The following is a 14,881-nucleotide window of genomic DNA, read 5'->3' on the forward strand; positions in this document are numbered from 1 at the left end:
GGATCGCATGTCGCGCCTCATCGCAGGGCCGGAGAGGCGCGGAGGAGGGCGCAGCTTGCGCTTCCCATGCCCTCCTGAGGCACGAAATGCAATGCCCGTTGGCTTTTCTTGGTTGGGGATATGGCACGGCTTGCCATCATCGGGTGGCGACGGCATTGTCGGGTCATGCCGCAAGGCGGATTCCATAGGAGATCAAGCCGATGAAAGCCGTTGGATACCGTGAGCCGGGTGCCATCGACCGGATGGATGCATTGCAGGACATCGAGCTGCCCCGGCCCGTCCCCGGCCCGCACGACCTGCTGGTGGAAGTGGCGGCTGTCTCCGTCAATCCGCTCGACACGAAGGTCCGGCAGCGCGCGGGAGCCGAGGCCGGAGGCTGGAAAGTCCTGGGCTGGGATGCCGTTGGCCGTGTGGTGGAAGTGGGCGAAGCGGTGACGACCTTCAAGGCGGGAGACGAGGTCTGGTACGCGGGGTCCATCGCCCGTCAGGGCAGTGACGCCGAATTCCATTTGGTTGATGAACGCATCGTCGGGCGCAAGCCGTCCAGCCTGTCGGTGTCGGAGGCCGCGGCGCTGCCGCTAACGGCAATCACAGCGTGGGAGATGCTGTTCGACCGTTTGGATGTACGCCATCCCGCGGCGGGTGCGGCCAATGCCATCCTCATCATCGGGGCGGCGGGGGGCGTGGGCTCCATCGCGATCCAGCTGCTCCGCGCCCTGACGGATGTAACGATCATTGCCACCGCTTCCCGGCCCGAAACGCAGGACTGGGTGCGTCAGCTCGGTGCTCATCATGTGATCGACCACCGCCAGCCGCTGGCGCAACAGGTAGAGGCGCTTGGAATCGGCGCCCCGTCCTGGGTTTTTTCCATCACCCAGAGCGAGGCTCATGCGGCGGAAGCGGCAAAGGCGATCGCTCCGCAGGGCCGCTACGGGCTGATCGACGATCCCGATGCGTTCGACATTCTGCTGTTCAAGCCCAAGGCGGTGTCAATTCACTGGGAGTTCATGTTCACACGTGCCGTCTTCGAGACATCGGATATGGGAAAGCAAGGGCAGCTGCTGACGGAGGTGGCCGAAATGGTTGATGCCGGTCGCCTCCGCACCACGGTGACGGAGGTCATGCGGCCGATCAACGCTGCCAATCTGAAAGCCGCACATGCCAAGATCGAAAGCGGCACCGCGCGGGGCAAGATCGTGCTGGAGGGGTTCTAGGGTCCTATTTCAGGGCCGCCGTGCACCTTGCGGGCCAGAGCTTGGCTTCCCCCGCTTGGTGACGGCCGGTGAAAGAGCTGACGAACGCGTTGTTCCGGGGCCGTGAAGGGGAGGGCGCGGTTGCTCAACCGCGTTCCCGTTTGGATCGGAAGGAGTCGCCTGCTTGCAAGGTGCAGCGGGATTCACGGAACACGGTTGCTGTCCGAAGTGGGCTTAACAGGCTGCAGAAAAGGCCTTCCAAGGTTGCGATGGCACTTGTGACCAAATCCGTCCGAAAACCCGTTATTTCGAGCGTATCCGGGTCAGCCTTCCGGTTGCCGGGCATCCGCACGGCGCTTCGGCTTTCTTCGCCGATCTGCAAACTGTCTCTGTGATTGCCTCTGTCACAAATGGACCGGCCCTTTCCTAATACCAGCGAATCCACAGCCGCCGGGGAGGACAGTGTTTCGGCGGACTGGGATCTGCCACGTCTTTTCGTGTCCTGCGGTGATCCGCGCAGGGGCGATCCGCGAGGAGGGGGCTCATCACCGGAACGCCCCTGTATCCGTGGCGTGCTGGCCGCACCCCCCTCAGTTCCCGCGCAGGAGGCTGCCGCGAGTACTCTCGCCCAGTACTGGCCGCGTGGAAGAGGTAGCCACCACGGGACTGACGACAGGGCGGGCGCACCGAGAGCCATCGGCGAACCTGCGCGCCCGGACAACCCCCTTCGGGGGGCGCAACCATGAACCGCCCTGCGCACGCGGAGGTACAACTCGCCTGCGGCTCGGGGTGCCGTTTGCCACGGCACTTCCCGCCGCGCGTTGCTTCGGGGACGCGAGCAGGCTGATGAAAAGGCCTTTTTGGCCTGTGTTGGAGCGGAAATCGCTCGCCATCTGACGAAATCCAGCCGGAAATCCATATACTTCCGGGCCTGTCCGGGCCGATTTCCGATTTCCGGCGCATCGCGGGACACTTCAGGACTTTTTCAGCAGCCTGCGAGAGGCGGCTCCCTTTAGCATCGACGGGTTCTTGTCATGGGAGCCTCTTGCGGCGGCGCTTGGCGCGGTTATGGTCGTCTCACCCGCAGGGCTGCGGGATCCAACGGGGGCCCACCATGAAAGACGCTATTCGACGCGTACCGCATTGCAGCCACTGGGGCACCTATTCGATTCTTGTCGATGGCGCTCGCATCGTGGGGGTGGAACCTTATGGCGACGATCCCTCGCCCTCGCCCATCATTGCCTCGGTGCCGGACTGGGCGGAGCCGGAGCGCCGCATCCTGCGCCCCATGGCGCGGGAGGGCTGGCTGGCGGCGAAGCGGGCGGGCCGGGTGCCCGATGGTCTCGGGCGAGGGTCCGAGCGGTTCGTGCCGCTGGACTGGGACGAAGCGCTGACGCTTGCCGCCGGAGAGATCGACCGGGTGCGTCAGGACCATGGCAATGACGCGATCTTCGCTGGCTCCTATGGTTGGACATCTTGCGGTCGCTTCCACCATGCGCCGAGCCTGTTGAAGCGGATGTTGAATCTCGTTGGCGGCTACACCGGGCATGTCGATACCTATTCTGTCGCGGCTGGGCCGGTGATCCTGCGCCATGTCCTCGGCTCGGAGGATGCCTGCGCGGGCAGGGCCAACACGCTGGACAGCGTGGCAGAACACACTGAAACGCTGGTCGTCTTCGGCGCGCTGACCCCGCGGACGGCACAGAACGAAGCGGGCGGAATCGGCGCGCACCGGCTGGAAGGGTATCTTGCGCGGATGGTGGAGCGGGGGGTGCGGATCGTGCTCGTCTCCCCCTCCCGCGATGATCTGCCGGACTGGGTGCCCGCGGAATGGTGGCCGATCCGGCCCAATACCGATACCGCGCTGATGCTCGGCCTGGCGGGGGAGATCGTACTGGCGGGGGCCGAGAACAAGGAGTTCCTTGCCCGCGCCACGAGCGGGTCGGATGTCTATCTCGATTATCTGAAGGGCGTGGAGGGCGCGCCCCGGAATGCCGAATGGGCGAGCGCCATCACCGGGCTGGACGCGGGCGCGATCCGCGCGCTGGCAGCGGCGCTTCCGCAGACGCGCTCCATGCTGACGGTGAGCTGGTCGCTGCAACGCGCGCATCATGGAGAGCAACCGTTCTGGGCGGCACTGGGGCTGGCTGCGGTCATCGGCCAGATCGGACTGCCGGGGGGCGGAGTCGGCTACGGTTACGGCTCGCTCGGGGGGGTGGGCGCGCCGTTTGCCGTCTCGCGCTCGCCCGCGATCAGCCAGGGGCGCAAGCCGAACACGAGTTTCATCCCGGTCGCGCGGATCACCGATCTGCTCGAAAAACCCGGTGAGCCTTTCGACTACGAAGGCCGGATCTATCGCTACCCCGAGACGCGGCTGGTGTTCTGGGCGGGGGGCAACCCGTTCCATCACCATCAGGACCTCAACCGGCTGGCGCTGGCTTGGCAGCGGCCCGAGACGGTCATCGTGCAGGATCCGATGTGGACGGCGACTGCGCTCCGAGCCGATCTGGTGCTGCCGGCGACCACCTCCATCGAGCGGAACGATCTGGCGGGCAACCGGAGATCGGACATCGTCGCTGCGATGAAACAGGCAATCGCCCCGCTGGGCGAGGCGCGGAATGATTATGACATCTTTGCGGCGCTTGCCGATCGGTTGGGGGTGGGCGCGGCCTTCACCGAAGGCCGGGACGAAATGGACTGGATCCGGCATCTCTATGAGGAGGCGCGGGCGGACGCGGTGGCCCGCTTCGGCCACGAGATGCCCGATTTTGATGCCTTCTGGGAGAGGGGAACCACCAGCGTTCCCGTGCAGGCGGACCATGTCTATCTTGCCGCGTTCCGCGCGGATCCCGAGACGCATCGCCTGCCCACCGAGAGTGGACGCATCGTGCTGGGGAGCAAGCGGCTCGCCGAGCTTGGCTACGAGGATTGCCGCGCCCATCCGGCTTGGCTGCCGCCCGCCGAGTGGCTCGGGGGCGAGGCGCAAGGCTTTCACCTGATTTCGGGTCAGCCGGAGGGGCGGCTGCACAGCCAGTTGGAAAGCGCTGCCGCCAGTCGCGCAGGAAAGCGGTCGGGGCGAGAGCGGATGCGGATCCATCCCGAGGACGCGGAAGCGTTGGACATCCGCGATGGCGACGCCGTGCGCCTGTGGAACAAGCGTGGCGCCTGCCTTGCCACGGCGGAGGTGACGGAACGCATCGCGCAGGGTGTCGTCTTCCTGCCGACCGGCTCCTGGCTCACGTCGCCGGACGACGGGCCGGAGCTGTCTGGCAATCCCAACGTCCTGACGCTCGACATCGGCACGTCGCGCTTCGGTCAGGGATGTTCGGCACATACCTGTGTGGTCAGGGTGGAGCCCTATCGCGGCAATGCTCCCGACCCTGCCGAGACCTATCTGGAGGAGCTGCGTCGCCGGACGGCATAGAGCGTAGAGAGCGCAGCGCTCTTCTCTTACGCAAGCAGGGCGGAGGAGGGAGGCGTTGGGTTGCCGGTTGGTTCCCAGTGATCCCGGCCGGGATCGGTGCTCGGCTGGGAAGGTGCGGATGCAGGAGGCAAAACCGCGAAATTATTTGGAATTGTCTGTCATCTGGATTGCCGCCTCGCTCTGACAGGTCGTTGAAAAAGTATTCCGAGGTTGTTCGAGGTGAAAATCTTCCCAACATGGTTGACGACCTCCCAAGAAACCGCAGGTTTTGTCTCGTGACCGGCCCGATTGTATGATTTTCGACGCAAAGTCAGGTATATCCATGACTTTTTCAGCAGCTTGGCAGGGATTTTTCAGCCTGCCAATATGAGCGGCGGTCCCGCACCCGCATGTTTGGGCAGCGCGTAGCGTTCAGGGAGTATGTGGGAGCGCTGGTGAATCAGCGGAAGGCCGGTGCGGAGGGCTGCTGACCCTCCGGCTTGCCTTCGGGCTGACCACCGAGCGCTTCGGTCAGCCGTGCGGCCGCACCGGCAACACGGCGGCCGAAATCCTCCACCCGGTCGGGCGGCATTCGCGCGGCGAGGCCGGAGATGGAAAGGGCGCAGGCCGCGTCTCCGTTCGGATCGCGCACAACGGCGGCGACGCAGCGCAGTCCCGGAACGAACTCCTCGTCATCCACGGCGTAGCCCCGCGCGCGGATGGCCGCGATCTCCTGCATCACCGCCTTGGCAGAGGTCAGGCCCCGTGGCGTCACGGGCCTGATGCCGAAGCGGTCGATGAAGCGGGCGATCGCCTCGTCCTCCCACGTGGCGAGGATGGCCTTTCCCATGCCGGAGGAAAGTACCGGCGTCCGTCCCCCGGGTGCGGCGGTAGCGCGGGTGATCTCCCTACTCTCCGCCTGGCAGATGGTCACGACTTCCCCTTCCTCCAGAATGCCGAGGTTGGCTGTTTCCCGTGTCTGGTCGCGGAGCTGGCGGAGGAAGGGCATGGCGGGGGCGATGAAGCTCCGCCGCGCCGAATAGGCCTGTCCCACGGCGAAGCTCTGCCGTCCGACATGCCAGCGGCCAGCGGAATCCGTCTGTACATAGCGGCGCCGTTCGAGTGTGGTCAGCAGGCGGTGAACGGTGGAGGCGGCAAGCCCTGCCTCCGTCGCGAGATCGGAAAGCCGCGCGCCGTCTTCCTGACGGGCCAGCAGTTCCAGCAGGGTAAGCGCCCGCTCTACCGACTGGACCGATCCGTGATCCGCCATTTCCAGAATCGCTTCCTGATTTTCCGTATCGTGGAAAATTTTGCCAAAACCCCTGCCGCGCCGCAACCCCCCGCCCTATGCTCCTCCCCAATAGAGGGAGTGTCACATGACCAACCACCTGACCCGCGCGAATTTGAGCGTCGCGCCCGAAATCGTATCCTTTGTCGAGGAGGCGCTGCTGCCCGGTATTGGCCTGAAGGCCGAGGCGTTCTGGAAGGGCTACGGCGAGATGCTGGCATCGCTTGCGCCGGAGAACCGCCGCCTTCTGAAGAAACGCGAGGATATTCAGGCCAAGATCGACGCCTGGGTGCTGGAGCGCAAGGGCCAGCCGTGGGATGCCGCCGCCTATGAGGTCTTCCTGCGCGAGGTCGGCTATCTGGTCCCCGAAGGCCCGGCCTTCACCATCGGTACGCCCGAGGTGGACCCGGAGATGTCCTCCGTGGCGGGGCCGCAGCTCGTCGTGCCGGTGATGAACGCGCGGTTCGCGCTCAACGCGGCCAACGCGCGCTGGGGTTCGCTCTACGACGCGCTTTACGGCACCGATGCGCTGCCCGGACAGGCAGAGGGCAAGGGCTACGACGCAAAGCGGGGCGCGCAGGCGGTGGCCTGGACGGCAGACTTCCTTGACCGGACCGTGCCGCTCGCGGGGGCAGCCCACAAGGATGTCACCGGCTGGAAGCGCGACGGCGCATCGCTGGTGGCGCTTGTGGGCGATGCGGAGCATCCCTTCGAGAACCCGGCGGTCTTCGTCGGCTTCACCGAAGACGGTGAAAAGAAAAGCTGGCTCCTGCGCCAGAACGGCCTGCACATCGAACTGGTGATCGATCCGTCCCACCCGGTCGGAAAGGGCAGCGCATCCGGGCTGCGCGACGTTGTGGTTGAGGCAGCACTGACGGCCATTCAGGACTGCGAGGATTCCATCGCCGCCGTGGACGCCGCCGACAAGGCGGAGGTCTATGGCAACTGGCTGGGCCTGATGACCGGAACGCTCACGGACACCTTCCAGAAGGGTGGCGAGACGATGACCCGCCGTCTGGTTGAGGACCGGACCTTCACCGCCCCCGATGGCTCCACGCTCACCCTGCCGGGTCGTGCTGTGATGCTGGTGCGCAACGTCGGCCATCTGATGACCACGGATGCGGTCCTGCTGGACGGGCAGGAGACACCGGAGGGCATCATGGATGCCATCATGACCGTGGCTGCGGCGATGTACGACCTTCGCAAGAGCGAGGGGCCGCGCAACAGCCGCAAAGGCTCGGTCTATGTGGTGAAACCAAAGATGCACGGGCCGGAGGAAGTCGCCTTCGCCGACCGCACCTATGCATGGGTGGAGGATATCCTCGGCCTGCCGCGCAACACGGTGAAGCTCGGCGTCATGGATGAGGAGCGGCGCACGTCCGCCAACCTTGGCGAGTGCATCCGCGCGGTGAAGGACCGGATCGTGTTCATCAATACGGGCTTCCTCGACCGGACGGGCGACGAGATCCACACATCCATGCAGGCTGGCCCCTTCATTCCCAAGGAGGAGATGAAGGGCGCCGCCTGGCTCAAGGCCTATGAGGATGGCAACGTCGATGTTGCACTGGCCGATGGTTTCGAGGGGCGCGCGCAGATCGGCAAGGGCATGTGGGCCAAGCCCGACGCCATGGCGGAGATGCTGAAGGTCAAGATCGGCCATCCTGAGGCAGGCGCCACGACGGCCTGGGTGCCTTCGCCGACCGCCGCCGTGCTGCATGCCACGCATTACCATCTGGTCAACGTGGCCGACCGGCAGGAGGCGTTGAAGTCCCGCACGCGTCCGGCGCTCGCCACCCTGCTCACGCCGCCTTTGCTGGCGGGACGGAACCTCTCGGCGGAGGAGGTGGCGCGGGATCTGGACAACAACTGCCAGGGTATTCTTGGCTATGTCGTCCGCTGGGTGGATCAGGGGATCGGTTGCTCCAAGGTGCCGGACATCAACGATGTGCCGCTGATGGAGGACCGCGCGACCTGCCGGATTTCTTCGCAATACGTGACCAACTGGCTGGTGCACGGGCTGGTGACAAAAGCCGAGGTGGAGGACGCGCTGCGTCGCATGGCGGAGAAGGTGGACCGGCAGAATGCGGGCGATCCGGCCTATCGACCCATGGCCCCGGCCTTCGACGGGCCGGCGTTCAAGGCCGCGCATGACCTGATCTTCAAAGGGGTGGAGCAGCCTTCGGGGTATACGGAGCCGGTGCTCCATGCCCGTCGCCGGGAGGCGAAGGCGCTGCGGGCCGCCTGACGACGGAAGTGGCCGCGGGGGAGAGGGGTACGGGACGCCGCAGCAGGCGGTGCGTCCCTTTCTCTCCCGTGTGATGGAGGCGATGCCGTTCCGCGGACCTTCCAAGGTTGGGCGGAGGAATGGGGGGTTGCGCGGTCCGCCGCGCCGCTCCACTGTGGCCTGTGGGAGCGAAGGGGAGGAGCCACCATGCAGATGCCGGAACCGAATGCGGCGATCCTGTCCCGCAAGGCTATGATCGTGGGGGCACTCCGCGACGCGCTGCCTGCGGATACGGTGATCGACGATCCGGCGGAGACGCTGGCCTATGAATGCGACGCGCTTTCGGCCTATCGCTGCCCGCCGCTCGCCGTGGTACTGCCCCGCACGACGACGGAGGTCGCGGCGGCGCTGAAAATCCTGCATGCCGAGGGGGTGCCGGTGGTGCCGCGGGGTGCCGGGACAAGCCTTGCGGGGGGGTCCATGCCCACGGCGGATGCGGTTGTCGTGGGGTTGGCACGCATGAACCGGGTGCTGGAGGTCGATTACGACGACCGTTTCATCCGGGTGGAGGCGGGCCGCACCAACCTCTCCGTCACCGGGGCGGTGGAGGCAGACGGGTTCTTCTATGCGCCCGACCCCTCGTCGCAGCTTGCCTGCGCGATCTCGGGCAATATCGCGATGAATTCCGGCGGGGCGCATTGCCTCAAATACGGGGTGACGACCAACAACCTGCTGGGTGTCACTCTGGTGACCATGGCGGGAGAGGTCGTGACCATCGGGGGCCCGTGGTCCGACGCGCCGGGGCTCGACCTGCTCGGCGTCGTCTGCGGCTCGGAGGGGCAGCTCGGGATCGTGACGGAGGCGTGGCTGCGTATCCTGCCCAAGCCTGAAGGCGCGCGTCCCGTGTTGATCGGCTTTGCCGCGAACGAGGTGGCAGGGACCTGTGTCTCCGACATCATCCGGGAGGGCGTGCTGCCCGTGGCCATCGAGTTCATGGACCGCCCCTGCATCGTGGCCACGGAAGCCTTTGCCCATGCGGGCTATCCCGACTGTGAAGCGCTGCTGATCGTGGAGGTCGAGGGGTCGGAGCCGGAGATCGCGGAGCAGATCGCTCTGATCCGGGCCATAGCGGAACGCCACGACCCGGTTGAATTCCGCGAGGCCCGGACGGAGGACGAGGCGCGGCGCATCTGGCTTGGCAGGAAATCCGCCTTTGGCGCGATGGGCCAGATGGGCGATTACATGTGTCTTGACGGCACCATTCCGGTCAGCGCGCTGCCAGAGGTGCTCCGCCGGATCGGGGATCTGTCGCGCGACTACGGGCTGGACGTCGCCAATGTGTTCCATGCGGGCGATGGGAACATGCACCCGCTGATCCTGTTCGATGCGAACAAGCCAGGCGATCTGCAGCTTTGCGAGGCGCTCGGTGCGGATATCCTGCGGCTCTGCGTCGAGGTCGGCGGTTGCCTGACCGGTGAACATGGCGTGGGTGTGGAGAAGCGCGACCTGATGGAGGCGCAGTTCAACCCCGACGATCTGGAGGCGCAGTTGCGGGTGAAGGATGTGTTCGACCCGAAATGGCTGCTGAACCCGGCCAAGGTGTTCCCGCTGCATGTCACCGGCTCGCGCCGTGTTGCGGCCTGAACGGAGACGGCATGCGACCTGAAAGCGAAGAAGAACTGGCCGATGCGATCCGTCTTGCGACCGATCCGCTGGAAATCCGCGGCGGGGGCACCCGGACGACGGGGCGGCAGGAAACCAACGCCGCCGTGCTGGAGACAGGCGGGCTGCGGGGGATCCGCCTTTACGAGCCGGGTGCACTGACACTGGTGGTGGCGGCCGGTACGCCGCTTGCGGAGGTCGAGGCGGCGGTGACGGCGGAGCGGCAGCGCCTGCCGTTCGAACCTGCCGACTGGGCGGGGCTGACCGGCGCGCCGGGGATCGGCACCATCGGCGGCGTGGTCGCCGCGAATGCCTCGGGGCCGCGACGGGTGCAGGCGGGCGCCTGCCGCGACAGCCTCATCGGGGTGAGGTTCGTGAATGGCAGCGGCACGGTGGTGAAGAACGGCGGACGAGTGATGAAGAACGTCACCGGCTATGATCTCGTCAAGCTCATGGCGGGAAGCTGGGGCACCCTCGGCGTGCTGACGGAGGTGGCGTTCAAGCTGCTTCCCGCCGCGCAGGCTCAGGCCACGGTGGTGCTCCCCGATCTCGGCGCGGCGGAAGCGGTGCCGGCGCTCGCCTCCGCGCTGACCTCGCCCTATGACGTGAGCGGGGCCGGTTGGCTGCCGGGCGTCGGCGCGATGCTGCGGCTGGAGGGGCTGGAAGGCTCTGTCCGTCACAGGTCGGGCGCATTGGCGCGGCGGCTCGCGCCTTTTGGCGCCGCCGAGATCGTGGACGGGCAGGACCAGTGGCGTGCTCTGGCGGAGGTCAGGCCGTTCCACGGGAAGGCGGGTGATGTCTGGCGTTTCAACATCCGGCCCTCGGAAGCGCCGCGGCTTGTCGCGCGGTTGGATGCGCCCGTGGTTCTGGACTGGGGCGGCGGGCTGGTCTGGGCGCTGCTGCCCGAGGGGACGGACGCGCGTGCGCTTGCAGGTGCGATAGCCGGACATGCAACACGGATACGCGGCGCGGGGGCGGGGGCATTCCCGCCAGAACAGTCGCCAATCGCGGCGCTGACGGCGGGCTTGCGGGCGCAGTTTGACCCGCGCGGCATTCTCAATCCCGGAAGGATGGGCTGATGCAGACCAATTTCACGCCCGAACAACTGGAGGATCCGGGCACCGCCCGCGCCAATCAGGTTCTCCGCGCCTGTGTGCATTGCGGTTTCTGCACTGCCACCTGCCCGACCTATCAGGTACTGGGCGATGAGCTGGACAGCCCGCGTGGTCGCATCTACCTCATCAAGGATATGCTGGAGCAGAACCGCCCGGCGGATGAAAAGACCGTCAAGCATCTGGATCGCTGCCTGTCCTGCCTGTCCTGCATGTCCACATGCCCGTCCGGCGTGCATTACATGCACCTGATAGACCACGCGCGCGCGCATGTGGAAAAGACCTATCGCCGCCCGTGGATGGATCGGATGCTGCGGGGAATGCTGGCGCGGATCCTGCCCTATCCCGGGCGCTTCCGGCTGGCGCTCAGGGGCGCGCAACTCGCGCGGCCCTTCGCGGCGCTGATGCCGGACCGGCGGTTGCGTGCGATGCTGGACATGGCGCCGCGGACGCTGCCGAAGCCCAGCCCGAACGATGCGGCGCAGACCTTTCGGCCAGAGGGAGAGCGGCGGATGCGCGTGGCCCTGCTCATCGGCTGCGCGCAGCGGGCGCTGGACAGCGATATCAACGACGCGACGATCCGGCTGCTGACCCGGCTGGGTTGCGAGGTGGTGATCCCGCGCGGGCTGGGCTGCTGCGGTGGTCTCGTCCATCACATGGGACGGGAGGGAGAGGCCCATGCGCAGGCCGCCGCCGCCATCCGGGCCTTCACCGGGGTGGAGGGGCTGGACGCCATCGTCATCAACACTTCCGGCTGCGGCACCACGATGAAGGACTACGGCCACATGTTCCGCAACGACCCGTTGGCGCGGGAAGCGGCGGAGGTGTCGCGCCTTGCCTGCGACATCTCCGAATTGCTGGAGCGGCTGGGTGTGCCGGAGCAGGCGCCTCAGGGCATCCGCGTGGCCTATCATGCCGCCTGCTCGCTCCAGCACGGCCAGCAGGTGAAGACCGCGCCGAAGACCGCCTTGAAACGCGCCGGGTTCGAGGTGGTGGAGCCTGCCGACCCGCATCTGTGCTGCGGCTCCGCCGGCACCTACAACCTGCTGCAACCCGAGATCTCGGCAGAGCTGAAGCGGCGGAAGGTTGCCACGCTGGAGGCGAGGGCGCCCGAGGTCATCGCGGCGGGCAACATCGGCTGCATGATGCAGATCGGCTCGGGCACTGCCGTGCCGGTCGTCCATACCGTGGAGCTCATCGACTGGGCGACAGGAGGGCCGATGCCGAGAAAGCTGGCGGGGCGCGACTTTCCCGGCCATTCCCGGCCCGCTGCATGACGCGGTGCTTGATCCGCGGCACGCTTCGCGCAATCCTCAGCGGATCGCCCGCTGACGGCGGGATACTCTTGACCCGGATTGCCCCATGAACCTGCCCTTCTCTCAGAACGACCTCTCCCATGTCATCGAAACCGACCGCGCCCATGTCTGGCATCACCTGCTGCAGCACAAGGCGCTGGAAACGGCCGATCCGCGCATCATCGTGGAAGGCAAGGGGATGCGCGTCTGGGACGCGGCGGGGCGGGAGTTTCTGGATGCCGTCTCCGGCGGCGTATGGACGGTCAACGTCGGCTACGGTCGGGAGAGCATCGCCAATGCCGTGCGCGACCAGCTGATCCGCATGAACTATTTCGCGCAGTCGGCGGGGTCCATTCCCGGTTCGCTGTTCGCCGAAAAGCTGATCGAGAAGATGCCCGGTCTGACGCGGGTCTATTACTCGAACTCCGGCTCCGAGGCGAACGAGAAAGTGTTCAAGATGGTCCGCCAGATCTCGGCGCGCCATCACAAGGGCCGCAAGAACAAGATCCTGTATCGGGAGCGCGATTATCACGGCACCACCATCGGTGCGCTGGCCTCCGCCGGGCAGCCGGAGCGGGCGGCGCTCTACGGCCCCTTCCCGGAGGGGTTCGTGCAGGTGCCCCATTGCCTCGAATACCGCAAGCAATGGGATGTCGAGAACTATGGCCAGCGGGCCGCCGACGCCATCGAGGAAGTGATCCTGCGCGAAGGGCCGGACACGGTGGGCCTGCTCTGCCTTGAGCCGATCACCGCGGGCGGCGGAGTGATTGTGCCACCGGAGGGCTATTGGGAGCGCGTGCAGGAAATCTGCCGCAAGTATGAAGTGTTGCTGCATATCGACGAGGTGGTCTGCGGTCTTGGCCGGACGGGCACGTGGTTCGGCTATCAGAACTACGGGGTGGAGCCCGACTTTGTAACGATGGCCAAGGGTGTCGCTTCCGGCTATGCCGCGATCTCCTGCACTGTGACGACCGAGGCTGTTTTCGATTTCTTCAAGGACGACCCCGCCGATCCCCTGTCCTATTTCCGCGACATCTCCACCTTCGGCGGCTGCGCCTCAGGCCCCGCTGCGGCGCTTGAGAACATGCGGATCATCGAGGACGAGCAGCTTCTGGCAAATACGCTCGCCATGGGGGACCGTCTCATGGCCAATCTGGAGGCGCTGAAGGAGAAGCATGCCGTCGTGGGGGACGTGCGTGGCAAGGGTCTGTTCCAAGGCGCGGAACTGGTCGCCGACCGCAAGACGAAGGAGCCGGTGGACGAAAAGCTGGCCCAGCGGGTCGTGGCGGAGGCCAATGCGCAGGGTGTCATCATCGGGGTGACGAACCGGTCTCTGCCGGGGCTGAACAATACGCTCTGTCTCAGCCCTGCGCTGATCGCCACGCCCGACGATATCGACCGGATCACCGATGCGATAGACGTGGCGCTGACGAAGGTCTTTGGCTGATCCCGATTGTTTTGTCCGCGGCAGCGCTTTGGGGCGGGGCTCGATGCCCCGGCTCAAAGCACGCACCGGGCTTTGACTTCTTATACCATTTGTCCTATCTATCTAGCCAGATAGCTAGACAGGTGTGTCATGTGGACGCTACAGGATGCAAAGAACCGGTTCAGCGCTGTCGTGGACGCCGCGCTTTCCGGGCGCCCTCAGGAGGTGAGCCGTCGTGGGAAGCCAGCGGTCGTCGTCCTCTCCGCCTCTGAATACCAGCGTCTGGTCCGTGATGCGCAGGCGGGTCGGCGGAGCTTCGTCTCGCATCTGCTGGATTTTCCAGGGCTGGAGGATGCATCACGCCCGAAGGTCACGCCGCGCGACGTGGACTTCTGATGTATCTCCTCGATACTAATGTCATCTCTGCCGTGCGACGACCGGACAGGGCTCCGCAGGTCGCGCGTTGGCTGGCGGCACGACCGGAAGAGGAGCTGTTCCTTTCTGTAATCACGCTGGGGGAGATCGAGCGCGGCATCCGTCGGCAGGAGGCGCGGAACCCTGCCTTTGCCGCCGACCTTCGCGACTGGGTGGAGCGCACGGTCCTGCTGTTCTCGGATCGGATCCTGCCCTTCGGCGCGGAGGATGCGCTGATCTGGGGGCGGCTCTCGGCGGAGATTGGCCATGACGGGGCCGATCTGATGATCGCCGCGACGGCTCTGGCTCGCGATGCCGTGGTGGTCACGGGCAATGTCGCGGATTTTCTGCCGACGGGCGTGCGGCTGGACAACCCTTTCTGATCGGTCCCATCCGATCAGACTGTCCGTTCTGATCAGGCCAGCGTCTCCTCCCGCGTCTGCTGGAAGGCCGCACGCGCCGCGCGGATGGCGGTATGGTGTTCACCGGCCCAGCGGACCAATCCCTCGATATGCGGCAGGAAACTCTCCCCGAGAGGGGTGAGCGCATATTCCACCGCAGGTGGCTTCAGCGGATAGACGGTGCGGGTGATCAGCCCGTCTTCCTCGAGTGCGCGCAGTGTGCGGGAAAGCATGCGCTTGGAGACATCGTCGATCGCGCGGAGCAGTTCCGAAAACCTGAGTGGTCTTTCGGCCAGATGCTGAAGGATCAACGTGCTCCACCGGTCGCCCAACCTGTCGAGAACGTCCCGAACGGGACAGTTACGTGCATAGATGGCTGTGGATCGGTGGAGCGTCATCGGGGGTCTCCAAGGTTACCTTGCAACGTTGTTGGCCCTTCTTGAGCCGGTCCTCCGTTTACGTC

Annotated in this window: 11 protein-coding genes; 9 read left to right on the plus strand and 2 right to left on the minus strand. The window is 65.9% G+C overall.

From position 1 onward, the window contains the following. Positions 1-200 precede the first annotated feature (200 nt). Complete coding sequence (locus CG51_RS09935) at positions 201-1,214, plus strand: zinc-binding alcohol dehydrogenase family protein (RefSeq protein WP_035744473.1); 1,014 nt, start codon at positions 201-203, stop codon at positions 1,212-1,214. Positions 1,215-2,307: 1,093 nt separating this feature from the next. Further along, positions 2,308-4,617 (plus strand): molybdopterin-dependent oxidoreductase, encoded by a 2,310-nt coding sequence (locus tag CG51_RS09940; RefSeq protein WP_035744475.1) that lies wholly within the window; start codon positions 2,308-2,310, stop codon positions 4,615-4,617. Between the two features lie 439 nt (positions 4,618-5,056). Here the strand turns inward: CG51_RS09940 and CG51_RS09945 are convergent, their stop codons facing one another. Continuing rightward, positions 5,057-5,866 carry an IclR family transcriptional regulator gene (locus CG51_RS09945; RefSeq protein ID WP_035744590.1) on the minus strand — a complete coding sequence of 270 codons (810 nt, stop codon included), beginning with the start codon at positions 5,864-5,866 and terminating at the stop codon, positions 5,057-5,059. Positions 5,867-5,972: 106 nt separating this feature from the next. Between CG51_RS09945 and CG51_RS09950 the strand changes: the two genes are divergently transcribed. The 7 genes from CG51_RS09950 to CG51_RS09980 all read left to right on the plus strand — a co-directional run bounded on the left by CG51_RS09950 (position 5,973) and on the right by CG51_RS09980 (position 14,400). Next, positions 5,973-8,129, plus strand: a complete 2,157-nt coding sequence (locus CG51_RS09950; RefSeq protein WP_035744478.1) for a malate synthase G — start codon at positions 5,973-5,975, stop codon at positions 8,127-8,129. A 186-nt stretch (positions 8,130-8,315) separates the two neighbouring features. Beyond that, the gene (locus CG51_RS09955; RefSeq protein WP_035744480.1) at positions 8,316-9,752 is read left to right on the plus strand and encodes an FAD-linked oxidase C-terminal domain-containing protein; all 1,437 of its coding nucleotides are present in this window, start codon (positions 8,316-8,318) and stop codon (positions 9,750-9,752) included. Positions 9,753-9,763: 11 nt separating this feature from the next. Beyond that, positions 9,764-10,849 (plus strand): FAD-binding protein, encoded by a 1,086-nt coding sequence (locus CG51_RS09960; RefSeq protein ID WP_035744482.1) that lies wholly within the window; start codon positions 9,764-9,766, stop codon positions 10,847-10,849. Continuing rightward, entirely contained in the window at positions 10,849-12,159 is a 1,311-nt protein-coding gene (gene glcF, locus CG51_RS09965) for a glycolate oxidase subunit GlcF (protein WP_035744484.1), read from the plus strand. The genes CG51_RS09960 and glcF overlap by 1 nt, the downstream gene beginning before the upstream one ends. An 85-nt stretch (positions 12,160-12,244) precedes the next feature. Next, on the plus strand, positions 12,245-13,624 hold the full coding sequence (locus CG51_RS09970) for an aminotransferase family protein (protein ID WP_035744486.1): 1,380 nt from the start codon (positions 12,245-12,247) through the stop codon (positions 13,622-13,624). 129 nt (positions 13,625-13,753) lie between these two features. After that, positions 13,754-13,999, plus strand: coding sequence for a type II toxin-antitoxin system Phd/YefM family antitoxin (locus CG51_RS09975; RefSeq protein WP_035744488.1), 246 nt, complete (start codon positions 13,754-13,756; stop codon positions 13,997-13,999). Further along, positions 13,999-14,400 carry a type II toxin-antitoxin system VapC family toxin gene (locus CG51_RS09980; RefSeq protein WP_035744491.1) on the plus strand — a complete coding sequence of 134 codons (402 nt, stop codon included), beginning with the start codon at positions 13,999-14,001 and terminating at the stop codon, positions 14,398-14,400. Before CG51_RS09975 ends, CG51_RS09980 begins: the two co-directional genes overlap by 1 nt. Positions 14,401-14,432: 32 nt before the next feature. Here CG51_RS09980 and CG51_RS09985 read toward each other — a convergent pair whose 3' ends face one another. Next, a complete protein-coding gene (locus CG51_RS09985) occupies positions 14,433-14,816 on the minus strand; it encodes a winged helix-turn-helix transcriptional regulator (protein WP_035744494.1) in 384 nt (127 codons plus the stop codon). Positions 14,817-14,881: the final 65 nt, after the last annotated feature.

Source organism: Haematobacter missouriensis (assembly GCF_000740775.1).
GTDB classification, from domain to species: Bacteria; Pseudomonadota; Alphaproteobacteria; order Rhodobacterales; family Rhodobacteraceae; genus Haematobacter; species Haematobacter missouriensis.